This window comes from Erwinia sp. V71, assembly GCF_965644245.1.
Classification (GTDB): domain Bacteria; phylum Pseudomonadota; class Gammaproteobacteria; order Enterobacterales; family Enterobacteriaceae; genus Erwinia.
The window spans coordinates 1-21,210 of record NZ_CBFFRK010000077.1 but is presented as its reverse complement, the minus strand read 5'-3'; the positions used below and the strand labels follow the sequence as shown (position 1 = coordinate 21,210).

Below are 21,210 nucleotides of genomic sequence, written 5' to 3'. Positions count from 1 at the left end.
GACAAACCACATCAATCTTTGCCATCAATCATCCAAAGGGCAAAGAGTACAACAACACTAAGTCTGCGTCACGACCATAAATACCGTATTTAATAAAGAAAGAGAATTTCTCTTTTAAAGACAACCCGCCATAAGAGGACAGCTTTATATCTGCTATCAAGTCCATTTTTTATCGGATGAAAACGGAAATAGTTTGATCCTTCTCAGCTTTTCAAGACAATCACCTTCAGGCCGATAATAGTCTGAAAAGTATTTATACTCCTGCCGCCACTCTCTGAGCTTCTGCCTGAGTACAGCCTGTTTGTTTTTTTTCTCGAACAATTCTTTCAGCACAGCCAGACTGTTGTTAAGACTGTTGCTTATGCTCAGGTAATCTTCAGCTGTTAATGGTGATAATCGCTCATCTGGCGTAAAATCCTCCAGCTCCGCAAAGAATTTTTCCCGATACTCCTGCTTCCCTAATGATGCAGCGATAAAACCATACCCTTCTTTAATCAGCTTTTCATGTACATTTTTAGTTGCTGCATTATTCGGAGATACAACGGCCACACGTAAATTTCTTACGACCGCACTGGCAATAATATTTAATATCGTCTGTGTCTTTCCTGTACCGGGAGGTCCCTCAACCATACTGATTTGACGACTGAATGTATTCTCAACTGCATTAATCTGGCTAAGGTTGATCCCAAATGGGAAAACTACCGGGAAAGGTGCTGAGGAAGTTCTATTTTCTTTATTAAAATAAGCATGCAGAGCACTATCTTCTGATGCAAAAGCAAGCGCATTCACCCTCTTACGGTAGAAGCCTACTCCACTTTCTGGTAAATTCCCTCCCTGTAAATCTTTCAAAGAAGCGATTACAGAAAAATAATCAAACACTTCTTTTTCGGGCCCTGAATGTGGCTTTATATTTTTAATCTCTACTCTTTTAACAGGATATTTATATTTGGTTTTATTATTAAAAAAGGTGATATGAAAGAATCTTTTATCATCGGATAAGAATATACTTTCACAATCATCCTTCTTCTTACCATCAATATAAATAATTTTATCATTGCCTAACGTAATCGCTTCCATGTTTACCATTTCAATATCCCTATTTGGTCTGGATGATAATCTCTGGCAATGTTTGCCAGATGAGTAACATATAGCAATCTGCAAATTGTGCGTTCAACTTCCCGGAATATCAAGACCTGTCGACATATCGATCTGCGAATGATGTGAGGATAATAAATTAACCCAAAAAGAAATAGCTGACTCTTATAGCAAAGACAATAATGCCCCACCCAGTAACCTCAGGGAGGGGCAAACCAAACTAACGCTGCATCTGCTCATCGTGCAGCCACTGCGCCACACGTTTTGAGAAGTACGTCAGAATGCCGTTCGCACCTGCGCGCTTAAAGCACAGCAGGGATTCCATCACTGCCGGTTTCTCCGCCAGCCAGCCATTCTGAATCGCCGCCATATGCATCGCATACTCACCCGAAACCTGGTAAGCAAAAGTCGGCACGCCGAAGGTGTCTTTTACCCGACGGATAACGTCCAGGTATGGCATGCCCGGCTTGACCATCACCATATCCGCACCTTCCTGCAGATCCTGGGCAATTTCCTGCAGCGCTTCGTCAGTATTCGCCGGGTCCATCTGATAGGTCATCTTATTGCCACCTTTCAGATTCGACGCCGAGCCAATTGCATCGCGGAACGGGCCGTAGTAGCAGGAAGCATATTTGGCGGAGTACGCCATAATCTGGGTATTGACCAGACCATCCAGCTCCAGCTGATCACGGATTGCGCCAATACGGCCATCCATCATGTCGCTTGGCGCCACAATCTCTGCACCCGCTTCGGCGTGGGACAATGCCTGGCGCACCAGAATCTCTTTGGTGATGTCATTAATCACATAACCATCAGCATCGATCACGCCATCCTGGCCGTGGGTAGTGTACGGGTCCAGCGCGACGTCAGTTAACAGACCCAGCTCCGGTACTGCATCTTTCAGGGCACGCACGGTACGCTGGATCAGACCATCCGGGTTGTAGGCTTCTTTGGCATGCAGGGATTTCTTATCTGCTTCAATCACCGGGAACAGCGACAAGACCGGCACGCCCAGTTTAGCGACAGCTTCCGCTTCTTTGATCAGCAGATCGATGGTCATCCGATGGACGCCCGGCATCGATGGCACTTCCTGCTGCTGGTTGTGGCCTTCCATCACGAACACCGGGTAGATCAGGTCGTTGACCGTTAACTGGTTTTCAGCCACCAGACGACGACTAAAATCATGGCGACGGACACGACGCAGGCGGCGGCCGGGAAAGGCTCCAGGAAAAGCAAAACTCATTTTGAATAGAACTCCTGTTTGAGATCGCACAGGCTATCTTACTTGCCATTTTGAACCTGGGCAGTGCTCATTCCCCTCACGTATTTCGTGTACGCTCGGGTCATTGCGCGCTGTCCGCGTTCAAACTGGCTGCGGCGATAACGCCTGAACGCGAGCATCAGTGGGATCTGCTTTAAGTGATATTAAACAGATTCCGCGTATTTTCTGTTGTCTGCTGCGCTAACCATTCAGCGTCTTCACCACGCCAGGCGGCGACCTGCTGCACAATATGCGGCAGAAAACAGGGTTCATTGCGGCGGGAAGGCGGGCGGGGCCGCATATCCCGGGGCAACAGATAAGGTGCATCGGTTTCCAGCAGCAGACGATCCGCCGGAATCAATGGCAGTAACTCACGTAATTCAAGGCCGCGGCGCTCATCGCATACCCAGCCGGTAATACCAACCGACAGTCCCGCCGCGAGGCACTCTTCCAGTTCGGCCTGAGTGCCGGTAAAGCAGTGCACGACAGCCCCAGGCAGCTTCGCCAGCCATGGTTGCAGAATGTCGATAAAGCGACGATGCGCATCGCGGCAATGCAGGAACACCGGCATCGCCAGTTCAGCCGCAAGCGCCAGTTGCGCCTCAAAGGCGTATTCCTGCTGCTGCGGCTCAGAAAAATTGCGGTTGAAATCGAGTCCGCACTCACCGATGGCAACGACCTGCGGATGTGCAGCAAGGCGACGCAGGGTGGCAGCCGTTTCCGCCGACCATTCACTGGCATGGTGGGGATGCACCCCGGCAGTTGACCAGCAATAGCCGTCATGCTGCTGCGCCAGGCTCTGCGCCTGCTGGCTCTCGAGTGCGCTGGTGCCGGTGATCAGAATCCCGGTGACGCCCGCTTCGCGCGCGCGTTCCACCACCTGTTCACGATCTTTGGCGAATTGCGTACTGGTCAGGTTTACACCGATATCAAACATAGTTCTTCCCAAACAGTAACCGCCCTTACGGGCGGTTAAGTGTGACGTAACATTCCTCGCGACAGCGATGGAATCTCGTGCTTCTCCTGTACGTCAGGAGCCGGATTCCTCTTCCTGATCCTCATCCTGACGCCCTTTTCCCGTATAGAATCGGGCAAAGAATACGCCGACTTCAAACAGGCAGTACATCGGAATAGCGAGCAAAGTTTGCGAAAAAACGTCCGGCGGCGTCAGCAACATGCCGACGACAAACGCCCCCACCAATACATACGGGCGCTTCGCTTTCAGATCTTCCGGGGTCGTCACCCCTGTCCAGCACAGTAATACAATCGCAATCGGCACTTCAAATGACACGCCAAACGCCATAAACAGCGCCATGACGAAATCAAGGTAGTTATTGATATCCGTAGCAATTAACACGCCCTGCGGCGCGGTTTTGGCAAAGAAGCCGAATGCCAGCGGGAAAACAATAAAGTAGGCAAATGCCATACCGATATAAAACAGCGCCGTGCTGGAAAACAGCAATGGCATCACCAGTTTACGTTCATGGCGATACAGCGCCGGGGCGACAAACGCCCATACCTGATGCAGGATCACCGGTATCGCCAGGAAAACCGACACAATCATGGTCAGTTTAATCGGCGTAAAGAACGGTGACGCGACATCGGTGGCGATCATACTGGCACCGGCCGGCATCTGTTTGATTAGCGGTGCGGAAACCAGCTGATAAATGTCATTCGAGAAATACGCCAGCGCAGCAAAGATGGCGATAACAGCAATGATGCAGTTTAACAGGCGCTTACGCAGCTCTATCAGATGACTGATCAGCGGTTGGGTATCTTCAACGGCCATGTTTAACGTTCACCGCTTGTTGGAGTGGTTGAGGTCGGGGCAGACGCTGATGGTGCAGCGGCAGGCGCTTTCACCGGGGCGGCAGGTGCAGACGTCACGGCCTCGGTGGCAGCTTTTATCGTGGCTGACTCCGGTGCAGCAACGACTGGCGTTTGACCTGCTGCAGGCTCCGTTACGGTTGCGACAGATTCTGGCACAGGTGCCTGCGCTGGTGCGCTGGCTTGCGCGTCCGCATCTGCAGGCGTCAGGTCATCGTGTGACCTCGGCGCATCTTTCACCACCGGATTATGGATGGTGTGCGCTTCGTCCTCTGCTTTTTCATTCTCACCGAGGTAAGAACGTTTCATCGATTCCGCGCTTTTCTTCAGCTCTTCCATCGATGCTTTCAGCTCAGGCGACAGCGAGTCTTTACTGGCTTGCTCAACTTTGCGCAGGCTCTCCTGCAGTTCCTGCAGCTTGAGTTCCTGCGCCAGTTCGTTCTGCACACTCGATGCCAGTGAACGCAGCGCACGGATCCAGCCGACCACGGTTCTGACTGCTATTGGCAAACGTTGCGGACCGAGTACCACCAGACCAATCACGAATACCAGTAACAGCTCACTAAAACCTATGTCGAACACGGTTTATACCTTGTCTTTGTCTTGCTTAGCTTCTTCGCTTTTCGCGTCGGTATGCTGCTTATCGGCCAGGGTTTTGGCGCTGAAGTCAGCATCATCAGCATCTTTGTCTTTCTGGTTATCATCACCCATCGCTTTTTTGAAGCCTTTGAGAGACTCACCTAAATCTGAACCCAGACCACGTAATTTTTTGGTACCAAACAGAAGTACGACAATAACGGCAATAATTAACAATTGCCCAAAACCAATACTGCCCATGTTTTTGCCTCTGTGTTAATAATTTTTCAGAACCGCAGTATATAACAACTGACCGGCGGGTCACGTGCTACACACCCGCCAACTCAGCATTAAAGCGTCTTTTTACTCTTAATGACAATCAGTTTGTCTTATACCTTTCACGACAGTCAGTTTGTTTTACGCCAGCCGATCAGCCACCCCACCAGGCCACATGCCATCATCACTGCGGACAGCCATTCCCACTCTGGGCGGGTTAACAGGATAGCGGTGCCACTCACCAGTAAGGTCGCACCAATGCCAAACAGAAAACGCGACTGATGCTGGCGCGTACGCTGTGTCTGCATATCCGTTACTAACTTGTCGACACTGTGTTGCAGGCGCTTATGCTGACGCAGACTGTCGTAGAACAGCTCCGGTAACTCCGGCATTTTCTCCGCCCAGTAAGGTGCTTTTTCCTTCAGCGCGCGCACAATTGCCGGAATGCCTACTTGATCTTTGATCCAGTCTTCGAGGAAAGGTTTGGCGGTTTTCCACAGGTCGAGTTGTGGATAGAGCTGACGCCCGACGCCTTCGACATACAACAGGGTTTTCTGCAACAGCACCAGCTGCGGCTGCACTTCCATATTGAAGCGGCGCGCGGTGTTAAACAGGTTTAACAGCACATGGCCAAAGGAGATTTCCGCCAGTGGCTTCTCGAAAATCGGCTCACACACCGTACGAATAGAAAACTCAAAATCTTCCACATTGGTATCCGGTGGCACCCAGCCGGAATCTACATGCAGTTCAGCTACTTTGCGGTAATCACGGTTAAAGAACGCGATAAAGTTCTCCGCCAGGTAGCGTTTATCCTCTTTATTCAGCGAACCGACAATCCCGCAGTCGATACCGATATATTGCGGATCTTCCGGGTGATCATAGCTGACAAAAATATTGCCGGGATGCATATCAGCGTGGAAGAAACTGTCGCGGAATACCTGAGTGAAGAACACCTGTACCCCGCGCTCCGCCAGCAGCTTCATATTGACGCCATGCTGTTCCAGCGTTGCCACATCCGAAATCGGAATGCCGTAGATACGTTCCATCACCAGCATCGATTCACTGCAGTAATCGGAATAGACTTCCGGCACGTACAGCATTTTGCTGTTGTCGAAATTACGCCGCAGCTGAATGGCGTTGGCCGCTTCACGCAACAGATTCAGTTCATCCAGAAGTGTTTTCTCGTAGTCTGCCACCACTTCTACCGGGCGCAGACGTCGCCCGTCCGGCAGCAGACGTGGCACCCAGCGCGCGAGACGGTAGATCAGCTTCATATCCGCTTTAATCACCGGCAGAATGTCAGGGCGGATCACTTTGAGCACCACCTTCTGACCATTCTCTTTCAGCGTCGCGGTATGCACCTGGGCAATCGACGCCGAAGCCAGCGGCTCGATATCAAAATCGTCAAACCAGGTTTCAATGCTGCCGCCGAGCGACAGTTCAATCTGCTGACGCGCCAGTTCACCCTTAAAAGGCGCCACACGGTCCTGCAGCATTGCCAGTTGATCGGCAATCTGTGGCGGGAACAGGTCGCGGCGTGTCGACATCATCTGACCAAACTTGATCCACACCGGCCCCAGTTGCTCCAGTGCCAGACGCAGGCGCACGCCTAATGGCTGATCTTTATGACGATTAGGTATCCAGAAAATGCAGCGCCGCCACAAACGAATCGGCAGGGTAATGCGCATACGCGGGATCAGTTCATCAAGGCCGTAACTCAGAAAGACCTTAATGATGTAATAGAGACGGCGCAGTTCACCAGGTGTCATTGTCCCTCCAGCTTAGCCAGACGGGCGCTGAGCGCGTCAAGGGAACGATTGACGGCATCCACTTCTTCAGCAAACCAGGCCTGTTCCAGACGTCCCGGCGCAACACGCCACTCTTCCGTCAGGATTTCCGCCACGTAACCTTGTTTACGCTGCAGATCGGTACGCAGGAAACGCCATCCGCGCTGCGCGAACTGGCTGATGCCCTGTGCGGCAATATCACCAATCCACGGGGCGAGATATTCCGCCGGATCCAGCTCCGCCGCATCGATCAGCGCGGAGAAGTGTTGTACCACCTGCAAATCACCTTCAACATCCAGCTCACCGCTGCGGATCAGACTGGTCAGTTGCTGACGATCGCGCAGTTTTGGCAGCACGGCGAAGCGGGTTTTCACCGTACAGTCAGTTGCATCCTGCCATTCACCCAGGACATCCACCTGCAGCTCACTGAATACCAGTGTCAGCGGCTGCGGCAGTTCCTGTAACTGAATGGCCAGGGTTTTGCCGGTTAAACGTTGACGCGCCGCTTTCAGTCCACGATCGCGATACAGAATATGGTTAAGCGCGGTCTCCAGACCTGCGGTTAACAGCGGCGTTAAGGTCATGCGTTTTCCTGGTTAAAACTTAAATCCACGATGCAGCGCAACAATGCCGCCCGTCAGGTTGTAGTAAGTGGCGTTTTCGAAACCCACATCCATCATCATCGCTTTTAACGTTTCCTGATCCGGATGCATGCGAATGGATTCCGCCAGATAGCGATAGCTCTCTGAATCCTTCGCGACCAGTTCGCCGATACGCGGCAGAATATGGAAAGAGTAGGCGTCGTAAGCTTTGTTCAGTGGCTCAAGGAGCGGTTTTGAGAACTCCAGCACCAGCAGGCGACCGCCTGGCTTCAGCACCCGGAACATGGAAGCCAGCGCTTTCTCTTTTTCGGTCACGTTACGCAGACCGAAAGAGATGGTGATGCAGTCAAAATAGTTATCGGGGAACGGCAGCGCTTCAGCATTCGCCTGTACGTAGCTGACATTACCGACCACACCGCTGTTGCGCAGTTTTTCACGTCCCATCTTCAGCATTGAGCTGTTGATGTCCGCCAGCACCACCTGGCCAGTTTCACCGACCAGACGCGAGAATTTTGCCGTCAGATCGCCCGTGCCGCCTGCCAGGTCCAGGACCCGCTGGCCGCGACGCACGCCGCTGCAGTCAATGGTGAAGCGTTTCCAGATACGATGGATGCCAAAAGACATCAGATCGTTCATCAGGTCATACTTCGCCGCTACGGAATGGAATACCTCAGCCACCATGTCCGCTTTGTCAGTTTTCGCTACGGTGCGAAAACCAAAATGCGTGGTTTCCTGTGATTCATCTGCCATTTGTTTTGCCTGCTCCACAATCAAATATCTCCAAAGTGTACCAGAGTCAGGGTAGCCAGGCACGTAACCCGGCGTTTATTCGTTGATTTGCCGTGGCATCCGCTCCGCCAGCGAGGCAGCAAATTCAGCGGGCTGATCATCGGCAAAGTCGGCATCCTCTGCTGCTTCCGGCAGAGCATCCGCCGCCAGGCGTGGATTAATGGGCCGTTTGACCTCAACACCAAGCTGACGGAAGCTTTCACTCTGCGCAATCAGGTTGCCACGCCCTTCTGATAATTTTTTCATCGCCGCACGGTAGCTGTCCTGCGCCCGGTCAAGGTTTTGCCCCATACTGGTCATATCGTCCACGAACAGGCGCATCTTGTCATACAGCCGCGCGGCGCGATCGGCAATGCGCTGGGCATTACGGCTCTGATGTTCATAGCGCCAGAGATTGTTAATCGTGCGCAGCGCCACCAGCAGTGTGGTGGGACTGACCAGCATAATATTGAGTTTCAGCGCCTCGCTAATCAGCTCCGGCTGGCGGTCAATCGCCAGCAGGAACGCCGGTTCCACCGGGATAAACATCAGCACATAATCCAGCGAGCGTAAACCGGGCAATTGTTGATAATCTTTGCGGCTCAGCAGGCGCAGATGGGCGCGGATCGCCGCAATATGTTCGTTGATCGCCTGTTCGCGCGTCACCTCATCATCGCCGTTGAAATAGCGTTCATAGGCCACCAGCGTCATTTTGGCGTCAATCACCACATCCTTACCCTGCGGTAAGCGCACGATCACATCCGGTTGCATACGGCTGTTTTGATCGACCTGCACATTGACCTGAGTTTCATACTCATAGCCTTCGCGCAGCCCGGAGGCTTCCAGCACCCGGCTCAGCACTACTTCTCCCCAGTTGCCCTGGGTTTTGTTATCGCCTTTCAGCGCTTTAGTGAGGTTAATCGCCTCCTGCGCCATCTGCGCATTCAGCTGCTGCAGGTTACGAATTTCATGAGACAGGGTGTGACGCTCACGCGCTTCCTGGCCAAAACTCTCCTGCACCTGACGGCGAAAACCATCCAGTTGCTCGCGCAGCGGGGTGATCAGGCTGTTCAGGCTCTGACGGTTTTGTTCATCGACCCGACGGCCGCTGTTTTCAAAGATTCGGTTGGCGAGATTTTCAAACTGCGCACTCAGGCGTTGTTCGCTGTTCACCAGCAGACGCTGCTTCTCTTCCGCCGCCATCCGTGTTTCTTCCAGACGAATAGTGACTTCACGCAGTTCGGCTTCCTGTGCGCTGTTGACCTCCAGCTGAGTACGCAACTCACGGCTGAGTTGCTCGCTCTCATTGCGCCAGTGGTCGAAGTGATGCAGTTTTTCCTGGGCGGCGGCCAGCGCGCCGTGCAACTGGCGCAGCTCTTTCTCACGCAGCTGTAACTCCTGCTGCTGGATCTGCTGTTGCTGTTCGGCCTGCTGCAGCGACTGCGCTAATAGTCGTCTTTCCGTTTCCTGGCTCGCCTGCTGCTGACTGTGGCGCAGATGGGCAATGATCCATCCCACCAGTAGCCCCGTAAGACCCAGGCACAGGCCAAAAAGATATTCTCTGTCCACCGTACTCTCCCACCATCATCAAACAGTGCAAAGGTAGAGTGGCACTGTATAAATGTCCAGACAAAAAGCGCAAATGTCACGGGTTTCAGTGGGTTTCAGCAGGGATTAGGGGATATCTCGCAAAAATGCACAGGAGGTGAAGAAGATAAGGAGATAACTGTTCCCCCTCCCCAGCCCTCCCCCATGTTATGGGGGAGGAAGTGGAACCCACTTATGTTATGGGGAGGAGGTGAACGAAGGCAGGGTTACAACAGACGACGCGCGGCTTCCACCACAATCTTCACGGCATCGCTTTCAGTCTGCTTCATGGTTTCCGCATCCGGGATCTCTTTCTGGGTGCGGTTAACAATCACGCCAGCAACCATCCCGGCGCGCAGCCCCTGGCTGGCGCACATGGTCAGCAGGGTGGCGGACTCCATTTCATAGTTCAGCACCCCCATCTGCTGCCACTCTTTCATCGAGCCCTGGAAACGGCTGACCACGCGGCCAGAGAAGGTGTCATAACGCTCCTGACCTGGGTAGAAGGTATCGGATGATGCGGTAATGCCGATATGGGTCGCTGCGCCGGCGTCTTTTGCCGCCGCCACTAGCGCGGTGGTGCAGTCAAAGTCCGCTACCGCCGGGAACTCCATCGGAGCGAAATGCAGGCTGGCGCCATCGAGGCGTACAGAACCCGTCGTGACCAGTACATCGCCAACATTAATATGCGGCTGGATCGCCCCGGTGGTGCCGACACGCAGGAAGGTCCGCACCCCCAGTTGCGCCAGTTCTTCTACCGCGATAGAGGTCGACGGACCACCGATGCCGGTCGAGCACACCACCACCGGTTTACCGTTCAGCTCAGCACGCCAGGTGGTGAATTCGCGGTGTGATGCCAGATGCACCGGGTTATCCATCAGCGCGGCGATTTTTTTCACGCGCTCAGGGTCGCCGGGCACAATCGCCAGCGTCGCGCCCTGCAAGTCGGCTTTGGTAATACCAAGGTGGAACACATCAGACTGGGCCATAACAGACTCCTGAAGGAAAAAGATAAAAATCTCAGGCGCTACTGTAAGCCAATAGCCGCCCGTTTAATGTGATGAAATTCACTTATAAAAATGAAAGTTACATTGTCGACATTTGATAACGTGATTTATATCACATAAAACAGTTATCTCAGCCTTATTCGCGTACCGTCTCCCGCCGCACTGCACATAACTCAAACCTAATCCTGGCTATAGTTATCTGATTGCGCTAATGCTCAGCATGGAGAGGACAATGAAGACCGAAGATAACATGGCGAAAAAGCCCGGCAACAGCGGCTTCGCACCTGCAGTGCAGCCCACCGCTGCCACCACCATTATTACCGGCGGCGAGGATATTGCGTCCGGTGAAACCTCCATTCCCAGCCAGGGCGACAATATGCCCGCCTTCCACGCCAGACCTAAACAGGCCAGCGGCCCGTTGCCGGTCGTGATTGTGGTGCAGGAGATCTTTGGCGTACATGAACATATTCGTGATATCTGCCGCCGCCTGGCGCGCGAAGGTTATCTGGCGATCGCGCCGGAACTCTATTTCCGGGAGGGCGATCCCAGCGACTACAGTGATATTCCCACGCTGCTGAAAGAGCTGGTCAGCAACGTCTCTGATGCTCAGGTGCTTGCCGATCTCGACCATGTGGCAAACTGGGCCTCACGCCATGATGGCGATATGCGCAATATCGCCGTCACCGGTTTCTGCTGGGGCGGCCGCATCAGCTGGCTGTATGCCGCCCATAATCCACAGGTCAAAGCAGCGGTAGCCTGGTATGGCAAACTGGTTGGTGAGAAAACACTGAAACAACCGAAACACCCGCTGGATATCGCCGTCGACCTCAATGCCCCGGTACTGGGTTTATATGGCGGCAAAGATGACGGTATTCCACAGGAGAGCGTTGACCTGATGCGTCAGGCGCTGCGTGCCGCGAATGCTAAAGCGGAGATCGTGGTCTATCCTGATGCCGGACACGCTTTCAACGCGGATTATCGTCCGAGCTACCACCAGGAATCCGCGCAGGATGGCTGGCAACGTATGCTGGCCTGGTTTAAACAAGCCGGTGTCGCGGCGAACACGCAGGCATAAAAAAGGGGGCACCACATGGTGCCCCGGTCAGACAACACAACACGGTTTTACCGCAACGTTATACTTTCTCCGTACGCAGGTTCTGCGCCGCTTTCACCATATTGGCCAGCGCCTGACGGGTTTCCGTCCAGCCACGGGTTTTCAGGCCACAGTCCGGATTCACCCACAGGCGCTCTTGCGGAATGCTCTGCGCCGCTTTACGCAGCAGATCTTCCATCCATTCCACGCTCGGCACATTCGGTGAGTGGATGTCGTAGACACCCGGGCCAATTTCATTCGGGTATTCGAACGCTTTAAACGCATCCAGCAGATCCATATCAGAGCGGGACGTCTCAATGGTGATCACGTCCGCATCCAGCGCGGCGATAGAATCCATGATGTCATTGAACTCGCAGTAACACATATGGGTGTGGATCTGCGTTTCGTCCTGCGCCACCGCCGCATTGAGACGGAATGCCTCCACCGCCCAGCTCAGATAGGCCGCCCAGTCTGACTGGTGCAGTGGCAGGCCTTCACGCAGCGCCGGTTCGTCAATCTGAATGATGCCGATACCGGCTTTTTCCAGATCGGCCACTTCATCACGCAGCGCCAGCGCAATCTGTTTCGCGATGGTTTCACGACTCACATCTTCACGCGGGAAGGACCAGCAGAGAATGGTCACCGGGCCAGTCAGCATGCCTTTTACCGGTTTGTCAGTCAGCGACTGCGCATACTTCGCCCACTCCACGGTAATCGCCTGCGGACGGCTGACGTCACCGATAATCACTGGCGGTTTCACACAGCGTGAACCATAGCTCTGCACCCAGCCGTTCTGTGTAAAGACAAAGCCATCGAGGTTTTCACCGAAGTATTCGACCATATCGTTACGCTCAGCTTCACCGTGCACCAGCACGTCGAGGCCCAGACGTTCCTGCTCCGCAATCGCCTGCTTAATGTGTTCAGCAATGCCGGTACGGTAGTGGCCACCATCAATGTTGCCTTTTTTGAAGTCGAGACGCAGGCCGCGGATTTCAGTGGTTTGCGGGAAAGAGCCAATCGTGGTGGTTGGCCATGCAGGCAGGCTGAAACGCTCACGCTGAGCTTTGGCACGCACCTGATAACTGCTGTCACGCAGGCTGTCTTTGCTGGTGATGGCCGCCAGACGCTGAGCAACTGCCGCGTTGTGGACACGGGCCGAATTGCGACGGGCACGGATGGGCGCGCTCCAGGCTGCCAGTGACGCCGCATCGTTATGGTTCAGGGCGTTTGCCAGCAGCGCCAGCTCGCCACACTTCTGCAGCGCGAAGGAGAACCAGCTTTTCACTTCGTCGTCGAGGCGGGTTTCCACGCTCAGATCGATTGGGCTGTGCAGCAGTGAGCAGGAGGAACCGATCCACAGCTGTTTGCGCTGAGCCACCAGCGGTTGCAGGCGTTCAAACCAGCTGCTGAGATCCGCACGCCAGACGTTACGGCCGTTAATCACCCCCACAGACAGCAGCCAGTCCGCTGGCAGTTGCTGGTTCAGCTGCTGAATATCGTCTTTACCGTGCACCAGGTCGACGTGCAGCCCCTGCACCGGCAGAGCTTTGATCACATCGAGGTTCTGACCAATACTGTCAAAGTAGGTGGTCAGCAGCAGCCGGGTTTCTCCCTGCAGCGCGTCGTAAGCAGGTTTGAATGCCGCACGCCACGCCTCTGGCAGTTCCAGAGCCAGCGCGGGTTCATCGATCTGCACCCACCCGATGTCGAGTTTTTTCAGTTCAGCCAGCACGTGTTTGTAAACCGGCAGGATGTCCTGCAGCAGTGACAGGCGGTCAAACGGCTCACCTTTCACTTTACCCAGCCACAGGTAAGTGACCGGGCCCAGCAGCACAGGTTTCACGTTGTGGCCCAGCGCCAGCGCTTCGTCCACTTCATCCAGCAGCTGTGTCCAGGTCAGTCTGAACTGCTGGCCTTTGACGAATTCCGGAACCATATAATGATAGTTAGTGTTAAACCATTTGGTCATTTCCGCTGCGGCGGCAGGCTCACCCGTCGGCGCACGGCCACGGCCAAGGCGGAACAGGGTATCGAGGTCGACAGAGCCGTCTTTGTTCTGATGGCGTGCGGGCACGTTGCCCAGCAGCAGGCTGGTCGTCAGGACATGATCGTACCAGGCGAAATCGCCCACCGGCAGCAGATCCACTCCGGCGTCTTTTTGTTGCTGCCAGTGGCGAGCACGCAGCTCGCGACCCACAGCCAGTAATTCGTGTTGCGTGCTGTTGCCCGCCCAGTAGCTTTCTTGTGCTTTTTTCAATTCGCGACGCAGACCGACGCGGGGGAATCCGAGTGTATGATTCAGGATAGTCATATCTTTGCCTTAAATTTGTGTTGTCGTGCGCTGGCAGGTAAGATAGCCAGAAGTTTAGCCGTCCAGATGTTTACACATCCATATTGTGCAGGTAGTGTATTTATCACAAGCGCAAATTATTCACTCTCGATGTGAAGGACTCTCATGATCGAACTCAAACACCTGCGGACGTTGCAGGCCTTAAGGAACTCAGGCTCGCTGGCTGCCGCCGCTGCCCAGCTTCATCAGACGCAATCGGCGTTATCCCACCAGTTCAGCGACCTGGAGCAACGTCTCGGTTTTCGTTTGTTTGTGCGTAAAAGTCAGCCGCTGCGCTTTACACCGCAGGGGGAGATTTTGCTGCAGCTGGCGGAACAGGTGCTGCCGCAGATTCAGCATGCGCTGCAGGCCTGCCATGAGCCGCATCAGACCACGCTGCGCATCGCGATTGAGTGTCACAGCTGCATCCAGTGGCTGACGCCCGCGCTGGACAATTTCCGTCAGAGCTGGCCGCAGGTGGTGATGGACTTTAAATCGGGCGTAACCTTCGACCCGCAACCCGCGCTGCAACAGGGTGAGCTGGATGTGGTGCTGACTTCGGACATCCTGCCACGCAGCGGTTTGCACTATACGCCGATGTTTGATTTCGAGGTGCGGCTGGTACTGGCGCCAGACCATCCGCTGGCGCAGGTGGAGCATATTTCACCGGACGACCTCGCCAGCGAGGTACTGATGATCTATCCGGTACAGCGCCAGCGGCTGGATATCTGGCGTAACTTCCTGCAGCCCGCTGGCATCAGCCCGGTGCTGAAAAGCGTCGACAATACCCTGTTGCTGATTCAGATGGTGGCAGCGCGTATGGGGATTGCCGCCCTGCCGCACTGGGTGGTGGAGAGTTTTGAACATCAGGGGCTGATTGTGACCCGTACGCTGGGTGAAGGCCTGTGGAGCCGGTTGTATGCCGCCGTCCGCGATGGCGAGCAGCGTCAGCCCGTGGTCGAAGCGTTTGTGCGTTCGGCGCGCCAGCACGCCTGCGAACATCTGCCGTTTGTACGTGATGCCTCGCGCCCGGGCACGCCACTGCCGATCTCCGCCAGCCAGCTCTGACCGCAGCGAGTGTGTTTAATCACTCCCCTGCGACGAGGCAATGTGTATAATGCGCGCCATTGCCTGTGACAGATAAAGAGATTTCAGCATGACCAATAATGACGTATTACGCAGCGTGCGCTACATACTGGACCTGAGTGACGCCAAAATGGTCGCCGTTCTGGCGCTGGCCGGGAGTGAAGTCTCTGTCGAAGAGATGCGGGCGTTTATGAAGAAAGAAGAAGATGAAGGTTACCGTCCGTGCCCGGATATTGTCATGGGACTGTTTCTGAATGGCCTGATTTTCTCTCTGCGCGGAAAAAGTGAGGACTCACCCACGCCGTCCGTCGAGCGCAAGATGAATAACAACATCATCCTGAAGAAACTGCGCATCGCCTTTAACCTGAAAACTACCGATATTCCTGACATCCTGAACCGGGCAGATTTTGCCGTTTCTCAGGCGGAAATTGGCGCCATCTTCCGTACCCCGGGCCATAAAAACTACCGTGAATGCGGCGACCAGATCCTGCGTAATTTCCTGAAAGGGATGAAACTGAAACTGCGCCCTGCAGCAACCAAAGCCTGATCATCGGGAGCGCAATCGCGCTCCCGCATCACTTAGCTGGCGGGACGATTCCCCACCACCCAGCGTTTATGCACCCACAGCGAAGCACAAATCACCGCCGCGCCGATCAGGAAACTTGGCCAGTGTGGCTGTTCCTGCCAGATAGCCAGGTTGACCAGCAGCCCTGCCGGGACATGCATATTGTTCATAATGCCCAGCGTACCGGCATCCACCTGCGTTGCGCCGTAGTTCCACATAAAGTAGCCCAGTCCGGACGCCGCCACGCCCAGCCACACCAGTACGCCCCACTGCAGGGTGGTGGTGGGCAGTTTGTTCGGATTGCCCCACAGGGTCCAGGCGACGATGGCGACCACCAGCGCACCCATATAGAACCAGGAAAACGCGGTGTGCTGCGGCATCGGGCGCACTTCCTGCAGGCGCTTATAGCCGACCATGCCGATAGCAAAGGTCAGGTTCGCCAGTTGCACCAGCATCAGACCAAACCAGAAGTGATCGCTCACTTTGTCATAACGGATAATCGCCGCACCGATCACCGCCAGCAGTGCGCTAAAGGCATAACCCGGGCGAATGCTGCGTTTGCTGAGCAGATCGTAAATCAGGGTGACATACAGCGGCGTCAGCACGGTGAACAGCAGGAACTCCGTGACGCTCAGGTAGAGGTACGCCTGGAAGCTGAACAGATACATGATGCCCAGCTGCATTGAGCCGACCAGCATATACAGCAACAGCGTGGAAAGCTTATAGCCACGCCAGCGCAGGAAAGGCACAAATACCAGTGCTGCCAGCGACAGGCGCATCAGCACCGAGAACCAGCTGTCGACCTGGCCTGCCAGATATTCGCCGATCAGGCTAAAGGAAAACGCCCAGAGAATGGTGGTAATAATCAGTAAGACCACAATAACGCATCCATCAGAAAAAGAAGGCGCTATTGTAACCAATTGCCATCAATGGCAGGCGACTATTTGGTTGACATCAGAGCAAATAATCAACAACTAAAATGTTGCATTAAGAACACAAACACTCACTAAACGAAAGACATGACAGAGCGTACGGTTATAACGTGACATGCATGGAAAACAACACAAACCCTGTCTCCATTTGATACGCCCGCCATCATTGACACAAAAATGTAATAAAACTGAAACATTTGTGTGCTCACTCACAGTCATTTCGGATTTAACTCAGTATAATATGCGCGAAATGGAACATTTCAGTGACACCAGCGGCATTGCCGTAACAGGAACCCCCTCCGTTTTGGATAAATAAAAACAGGCTATGGAGCCCACATGTTAAGTATTTTTAAACCTGCACCACACCAGCCGCGCGTAGCTGACGATCGGGTCGATCCGCTCTATCGTCGTCTGCGCTGGCAGATCTTTATCGGTATTTTCTTCGGCTATGCCGCTTACTATCTGGTTCGTAAAAACTTTGCTCTCGCCATGCCGTATCTGGTGGAACAGGGCTTCTCACGTGGCGATCTCGGCTTTGCGTTATCCGGTATCTCTATCGCTTACGGTTTTTCGAAATTTATTATGGGTTCGGTCTCTGACCGCTCTAACCCGCGCGTGTTTCTGCCCGCCGGGCTGATTCTGGCCGCCGCGGTGATGCTGCTGATGGGCTTTGTGCCCTGGGCCACCTCCAGCATTATGGTGATGTTTGTGCTGCTGTTTGTCTGTGGCTGGTTCCAGGGTATGGGCTGGCCGCCATGCGGACGCACCATGGTGCACTGGTGGTCGCAGAAAGAGCGTGGCGGTATTGTTTCGGTATGGAACTGCGCACATAACGTCGGCGGCGGTATTCCGCCACTGCTGTTCCTGCTGGGGATGGCGTGGTTTAACGACTGGAAAGCCGCGCTGTATATGCCAGCTTTTGGTGCCATTCTGGTAGCATTGATCGCGTTTGCACTGATGCGCGATACCCCGCAATCCTGCGGTCTGCCGCCGATTGAAGCGTATAAAAACGACTATCCGCCAGACTACGACGAAAAACATGAAGAAGAGCTGACTGCGAAGCAGATCTTTATGCAGTATGTCCTGCCGAACAAGCTGCTGTGGTATATCGCGCTGGCGAACGTGTTTGTCTATCTGCTGCGCTACGGCATTCTGGACTGGTCACCGACCTACCTGAAAGAAGTGAAACACTTCTCGCTGGATAAATCGTCCTGGGCCTACTTCCTGTATGAATACGCGGGGATTCCCGGCACTCTGCTGTGTGGCTGGATGTCGGACAAAGTGTTTAAAGGCAACCGCGGCGCGACGGGCGTGTTCTTTATGACGCTGGTGACCATCGCCACCATCGTCTACTGGATGAACCCGGCAGGCAACCCAGGCGTTGATATGGCCTGTATGATTGTGATCGGCTTCCTGATTTACGGTCCGGTGATGCTGATTGGCCTGCATGCGCTGGAACTGGCGCCGAAGAAAGCGGCAGGGACGGCGGCAGGCTTTACCGGTCTGTTTGGTTATCTCGGCGGCTCCGTGGCGGCAAGCGCCATCGTCGGCTATACCGTTGATTACTTTGGCTGGAATGGCGGCTTTATGATTATGGTCGGCGGCTGTGTGCTGGCGGTGATCCTGCTGGTGATGACCATGCTGAGTGAAAACAAACACAAGCAACAGTTACAACAACAGCAGTAATGCGCTGCGGGTGGTCAGCAAAGGCTGACCACCCGGTTGCCGTATCAGGCCAGGAACAGTTTACGCAAATAGCGCGGCACCGCATCTTCACCGTTACTGCCAATCACTTCCAGCTCCGGCAGCAGGTCTTTCAGTCGCTGATGGGCGTTGCCCATAATGCAGCCCTTGCCCGCCATCGACAGCATCTCTTTATCATTCATACCGTCACCAAAGGCGACGCACTCTTTCAGTGAGTAACCCAGCGTTTTGGCTACTGCTTCCAGTGCATGCCCTTTCGACACGCCGCCTGCCATCACTTCCAGACAGGTTGGCATGGAGAAGCTGACATTCACCCGGTCGCCCCAGCGCGCCAGCATCGCCTGTTCCAGTGGCAGTAACTTGTCGGCATCATCACAGGTAAAGAACACTTTGCTGATGCCGTCGGTTTCCAGCATACCTGGCTCAAACAGCGTGTAATTAAACACTGACTCGCGGAAATAACGTTTCTCTTCCGGGCGGTGGCGATTCAGATACCACTCATCATTGCGATAAACGTTGGTCAGAATCTCCGGGTCGTTGTATTTAATGGCAAACAGATCGTTGGCAATATCAGCATCGAGGTTATGGCTGAACACCAGCTCTCCCGCCATATTGTGGACGCGTGCGCCATTCGAGGTGATCATAAAAGCGTCGATACCCAGGCCATCGCGCATCTGGGCAACATCAATATGATGACGTCCGGTAGCAAAGACAAAATGAACGCCGCGTTCGGTTAATAACTGCAGTGTTTCGCGGGTGTAGGGCGTCAGACGGTGATCGGGTGACAGCAGCGTGCCATCGAGATCAGATGCAACAACGTGATACATAATGCGGTCAAACCTCTGGTTGAAAAATGATATCAGGCGAACCTGACAGAACTCTGAGTAAGGTTGCTAACTCTGCCGCGCGAAAAACTCCACGATGGCATCTAAGGCTTCGGCGCGCATATCGTCCCTTTCAAACAGGATCTCGTGGCGCGCGCCCGCAATAACCCGAGGTTTTCCCCCTTCGCAGGGATGACCCGCTGCCGCCATCGCCTCGCAGAACAGATCCTGTGAGCGATTGTCGACAATCTTGTCCTCCCCCGCCTGCAACAGCAGTACCGGCGTCTCAATTGCAGGTACTCTGGTCAAAATATTTTTGCCCGCCAGCACCCCTTCACGCACCCAGTGATACGTCGGGCCGCCGACCCGCAGGCCAGGATCATCGGCGTAAAAGCGCAGATTACGGCGGTAGCGCTCGCGACTGTGCGTCAGCATATTGATGCCAAACGGACGCGGTCGCCATTTACCCGTACCGAGCGCATAGCCTTCACGCAGTGCCGGACGCTTTTCCGTCCAGTCGAGAATGCGGCTCGCCATCCACGCCGGCACTGGCAGATAGATACCAAACATCGGTGCAGCCAGCGCCACGGCATTCAGCGCCTGTGGCTGACGCGCCAGAAACAGCGTCAGGATAGCCCCGCCCATCGAATGCGCCAGTCCAAAGCGCTGGTCATATTTCGGGTTGTTGGCGATTTCCCGCTGCCACAACGACTCTAAATCATCGACATAGTGTTCAAACGCCGCCACATGGCCGCGATGTGAATCCTGCAACAGACGCCCGGATCGACCCTGACCACGATGATCGATAATGATCACATCGTAGCCGCAGTGAAACAGGTCGTACGCCAGCTCCGGGTATTTCACGTAGCTTTCAATACGCCCAGGCACCAGCAGGATCACCTTATTATGTTGCGGTGCAATGAAACGCACATAACGAATGGCGATATTTTCCACGCCCGCAAACTCGCGCTCCTCCCGGCGATGCCAGAAATCGAGCAACGGTCCGGTGGCGAATGCGGCAAAGGCTTCCTCACGGGTCGGCCAGCCGTTTTGATGCTTCGTCATCGGCAGGTATTCTCATCGGTGCCAGGCTGGTTCACGCAGGCCATAGCAGAACGTTCGACAATGGCGTATTGTGTCACAATTCTGCGCACTCAGGGAGTTTTACCCATGACCATCGAATGGTGGCTGACGTATTTATTAACCACCTGCATTCTTAGCCTGTCGCCCGGTTCCGGCGCGATCAATACCATGAGCACCGGCATCAGCCACGGCTATCGCGGCGCGGCAGCGTCCATCACCGGTTTGCAGGTCGGGCTTTCGCTGCATATCGTGCTGGTCGGCATTGGCCTTGGCGCACTGTTCTCCCAGTCACTGCTGGCGTTTGAAATTCTTAAGTGGGCGGGCGCGGCGTATCTGATCTGGCTGGGTATCCAGCAGTGGCGTTCCGCGGGCGCGATCGATCTCAATGCCGTGTCAAAAGCGATGCCGCGTCGCCGTCTGTTTAAGCGCGCGGTGCTGGTGAATCTGACCAACCCGAAAAGCATTGTGTTTCTTGCCGCGCTGTTCCCGCAATTTATTATCCCGCATCAGCCGCAGGCCGCGCAGTATCTGGTGCTGGGTGTCACCACCGTGGTGGTCGATATCATTGTGATGATCGGTTACGCCACTCTGGCGACGCGGATTGCGTTGTGGATTAAAGGTCCGCACCAGATGAAACTGCTGAACCGGATTTTTGGCGGGTTGTTTATGGCGGTGGGCGCACTGCTGGCATCGGCACGGAAGGTTGCCTGATTTAACGCCCTCCCCCATAACTGTACGGTCCGGGGACATTGCAGACAGGTGTTCGGGGACATGGTGAACACTTTTTAACATCCTTTACCCATGGTGA

At 54.3% G+C, this 21,210-nt stretch carries 20 protein-coding genes; 5 read left to right on the top strand and 15 right to left on the bottom strand.

The features are described from left to right. Positions 1–156 precede the first annotated feature (156 nt). From ACSZO1_RS15355 to udp, 11 genes are all read right to left on the bottom strand, one after another. Entirely contained in the window at positions 157–1,086 is a 930-nt protein-coding gene (locus tag ACSZO1_RS15355; protein ID WP_437614063.1) for an AAA domain-containing protein, read from the bottom strand. A 229-nt stretch (positions 1,087–1,315) separates the two neighbouring features. Next, positions 1,316–2,338: a porphobilinogen synthase gene (gene hemB / locus ACSZO1_RS15350; RefSeq protein WP_437614061.1), complete on the bottom strand. Its 1,023-nt coding sequence runs from the start codon at positions 2,336–2,338 to the stop codon at positions 1,316–1,318. A 172-nt stretch (positions 2,339–2,510) separates the two neighbouring features. Next, a complete protein-coding gene (gene tatD, locus ACSZO1_RS15345) occupies positions 2,511–3,293 on the bottom strand; it encodes a 3'-5' ssDNA/RNA exonuclease TatD (RefSeq protein WP_437614060.1) in 783 nt (260 codons plus the stop codon). 93 nt (positions 3,294–3,386) lie between these two features. Next, positions 3,387–4,145 (bottom strand): Sec-independent protein translocase subunit TatC, encoded by a 759-nt coding sequence (gene tatC, locus ACSZO1_RS15340; RefSeq protein ID WP_437614058.1) that lies wholly within the window; start codon positions 4,143–4,145, stop codon positions 3,387–3,389. A gap of 2 nt (positions 4,146–4,147) precedes the next feature. Further along, positions 4,148–4,765 carry a Sec-independent protein translocase protein TatB gene (tatB, locus tag ACSZO1_RS15335; RefSeq protein WP_437614056.1) on the bottom strand — a complete coding sequence of 206 codons (618 nt, stop codon included), beginning with the start codon at positions 4,763–4,765 and terminating at the stop codon, positions 4,148–4,150. A 3-nt stretch (positions 4,766–4,768) separates the two neighbouring features. Next, positions 4,769–5,020, bottom strand: a complete 252-nt coding sequence (gene tatA / locus ACSZO1_RS15330) for a twin-arginine translocase TatA/TatE family subunit (protein ID WP_437614055.1) — start codon at positions 5,018–5,020, stop codon at positions 4,769–4,771. 146 nt (positions 5,021–5,166) lie between these two features. After that, the gene (gene ubiB / locus ACSZO1_RS15325; RefSeq protein WP_437614053.1) at positions 5,167–6,804 is read right to left on the bottom strand and encodes a ubiquinone biosynthesis regulatory protein kinase UbiB; all 1,638 of its coding nucleotides are present in this window, start codon (positions 6,802–6,804) and stop codon (positions 5,167–5,169) included. Beyond that, entirely contained in the window at positions 6,801–7,406 is a 606-nt protein-coding gene (ubiJ, locus tag ACSZO1_RS15320) for a ubiquinone biosynthesis protein UbiJ (protein WP_437614051.1), read from the bottom strand. Before ubiJ ends, ubiB begins: the two co-directional genes overlap by 4 nt. Positions 7,407–7,418: 12 nt before the next feature. Next, positions 7,419–8,174, bottom strand: a complete 756-nt coding sequence (ubiE, locus tag ACSZO1_RS15315) for a bifunctional demethylmenaquinone methyltransferase/2-methoxy-6-polyprenyl-1,4-benzoquinol methylase UbiE (RefSeq protein WP_437614049.1) — start codon at positions 8,172–8,174, stop codon at positions 7,419–7,421. A gap of 75 nt (positions 8,175–8,249) precedes the next feature. Continuing rightward, positions 8,250–9,761, bottom strand: coding sequence for a DNA recombination protein RmuC (gene rmuC, locus ACSZO1_RS15310; protein WP_437614047.1), 1,512 nt, complete (start codon positions 9,759–9,761; stop codon positions 8,250–8,252). 245 nt (positions 9,762–10,006) lie between these two features. Beyond that, positions 10,007–10,768 carry a uridine phosphorylase gene (udp, locus tag ACSZO1_RS15305; RefSeq protein ID WP_437614045.1) on the bottom strand — a complete coding sequence of 254 codons (762 nt, stop codon included), beginning with the start codon at positions 10,766–10,768 and terminating at the stop codon, positions 10,007–10,009. A 250-nt stretch (positions 10,769–11,018) separates the two neighbouring features. Here udp and ACSZO1_RS15300 point away from each other — a divergent pair, with 250 nt between their 5' ends. Then, entirely contained in the window at positions 11,019–11,861 is an 843-nt protein-coding gene (locus ACSZO1_RS15300) for a dienelactone hydrolase family protein (RefSeq protein WP_437614043.1), read from the top strand. Between the two features lie 58 nt (positions 11,862–11,919). On the opposite strand, the gene metE is transcribed toward ACSZO1_RS15300, so the two are convergent. Then, positions 11,920–14,190 carry a 5-methyltetrahydropteroyltriglutamate--homocysteine S-methyltransferase gene (gene metE, locus ACSZO1_RS15295; protein WP_437614041.1) on the bottom strand — a complete coding sequence of 757 codons (2,271 nt, stop codon included), beginning with the start codon at positions 14,188–14,190 and terminating at the stop codon, positions 11,920–11,922. Positions 14,191–14,334: 144 nt separating this feature from the next. Between metE and metR the strand changes: the two genes are divergently transcribed. After that, complete coding sequence (gene metR, locus ACSZO1_RS15290) at positions 14,335–15,276, top strand: HTH-type transcriptional regulator MetR (protein ID WP_437614039.1); 942 nt, start codon at positions 14,335–14,337, stop codon at positions 15,274–15,276. Between the two features lie 88 nt (positions 15,277–15,364). Further along, the gene (locus tag ACSZO1_RS15285) at positions 15,365–15,841 is read left to right on the top strand and encodes a DUF1456 family protein (RefSeq protein WP_437614038.1); all 477 of its coding nucleotides are present in this window, start codon (positions 15,365–15,367) and stop codon (positions 15,839–15,841) included. A gap of 32 nt (positions 15,842–15,873) precedes the next feature. Here the strand turns inward: ACSZO1_RS15285 and ACSZO1_RS15280 are convergent, their stop codons facing one another. Then, positions 15,874–16,737, bottom strand: a complete 864-nt coding sequence (locus tag ACSZO1_RS15280; protein ID WP_437614036.1) for a carboxylate/amino acid/amine transporter — start codon at positions 16,735–16,737, stop codon at positions 15,874–15,876. A 390-nt stretch (positions 16,738–17,127) separates the two neighbouring features. Here ACSZO1_RS15280 and glpT point away from each other — a divergent pair, with 390 nt between their 5' ends. Further along, a complete protein-coding gene (gene glpT, locus ACSZO1_RS15275; RefSeq protein ID WP_437614034.1) occupies positions 17,128–18,477 on the top strand; it encodes a glycerol-3-phosphate transporter in 1,350 nt (449 codons plus the stop codon). A gap of 44 nt (positions 18,478–18,521) precedes the next feature. Here glpT and yigL read toward each other — a convergent pair whose 3' ends face one another. After that, positions 18,522–19,322: a sugar/pyridoxal phosphate phosphatase YigL gene (gene yigL, locus ACSZO1_RS15270; RefSeq protein ID WP_437614032.1), complete on the bottom strand. Its 801-nt coding sequence runs from the start codon at positions 19,320–19,322 to the stop codon at positions 18,522–18,524. A gap of 66 nt (positions 19,323–19,388) precedes the next feature. Beyond that, positions 19,389–20,384, bottom strand: coding sequence for a lysophospholipase L2 (gene pldB / locus ACSZO1_RS15265; protein ID WP_437614030.1), 996 nt, complete (start codon positions 20,382–20,384; stop codon positions 19,389–19,391). Between the two features lie 105 nt (positions 20,385–20,489). Here pldB and rhtB point away from each other — a divergent pair, with 105 nt between their 5' ends. Beyond that, positions 20,490–21,113 carry a homoserine/homoserine lactone efflux protein gene (rhtB, locus tag ACSZO1_RS15260; RefSeq protein WP_437614028.1) on the top strand — a complete coding sequence of 208 codons (624 nt, stop codon included), beginning with the start codon at positions 20,490–20,492 and terminating at the stop codon, positions 21,111–21,113. Positions 21,114–21,210 lie beyond the last annotated feature (97 nt).

Excerpts from the sequence above, each read along its gene's own strand:
- metR (WP_437614039.1), top strand. The coding sequence starts at position 14,335 with ATGATCGAACTCAAACACCTGCGGACGTTGCAGGCCTTAAGGAACTCA.
- ubiE (WP_437614049.1), bottom strand. The coding sequence starts at position 8,174 with ATGGCAGATGAATCACAGGAAACCACGCATTTTGGTTTTCGCACCGTA.
- ubiB (WP_437614053.1), bottom strand. The coding sequence starts at position 6,804 with ATGACACCTGGTGAACTGCGCCGTCTCTATTACATCATTAAGGTCTTT.
- pldB (WP_437614030.1), bottom strand. The coding sequence starts at position 20,384 with ATGACGAAGCATCAAAACGGCTGGCCGACCCGTGAGGAAGCCTTTGCC.
- ACSZO1_RS15355 (WP_437614063.1), bottom strand. The coding sequence starts at position 1,086 with ATGGTAAACATGGAAGCGATTACGTTAGGCAATGATAAAATTATTTAT.
- glpT (WP_437614034.1), top strand. The coding sequence starts at position 17,128 with ATGTTAAGTATTTTTAAACCTGCACCACACCAGCCGCGCGTAGCTGAC.
- yigL (WP_437614032.1), bottom strand. The coding sequence starts at position 19,322 with ATGTATCACGTTGTTGCATCTGATCTCGATGGCACGCTGCTGTCACCC.
- tatA (WP_437614055.1), bottom strand. The coding sequence starts at position 5,020 with ATGGGCAGTATTGGTTTTGGGCAATTGTTAATTATTGCCGTTATTGTC.
- rhtB (WP_437614028.1), top strand. The coding sequence starts at position 20,490 with ATGACCATCGAATGGTGGCTGACGTATTTATTAACCACCTGCATTCTT.
- hemB (WP_437614061.1), bottom strand. The coding sequence starts at position 2,338 with ATGAGTTTTGCTTTTCCTGGAGCCTTTCCCGGCCGCCGCCTGCGTCGT.
- ACSZO1_RS15285 (WP_437614038.1), top strand. The coding sequence starts at position 15,365 with ATGACCAATAATGACGTATTACGCAGCGTGCGCTACATACTGGACCTG.
- tatC (WP_437614058.1), bottom strand. The coding sequence starts at position 4,145 with ATGGCCGTTGAAGATACCCAACCGCTGATCAGTCATCTGATAGAGCTG.
- ubiJ (WP_437614051.1), bottom strand. The coding sequence starts at position 7,406 with ATGACCTTAACGCCGCTGTTAACCGCAGGTCTGGAGACCGCGCTTAAC.
- tatD (WP_437614060.1), bottom strand. The coding sequence starts at position 3,293 with ATGTTTGATATCGGTGTAAACCTGACCAGTACGCAATTCGCCAAAGAT.
- ACSZO1_RS15300 (WP_437614043.1), top strand. The coding sequence starts at position 11,019 with ATGAAGACCGAAGATAACATGGCGAAAAAGCCCGGCAACAGCGGCTTC.
- udp (WP_437614045.1), bottom strand. The coding sequence starts at position 10,768 with ATGGCCCAGTCTGATGTGTTCCACCTTGGTATTACCAAAGCCGACTTG.
- metE (WP_437614041.1), bottom strand. The coding sequence starts at position 14,190 with ATGACTATCCTGAATCATACACTCGGATTCCCCCGCGTCGGTCTGCGT.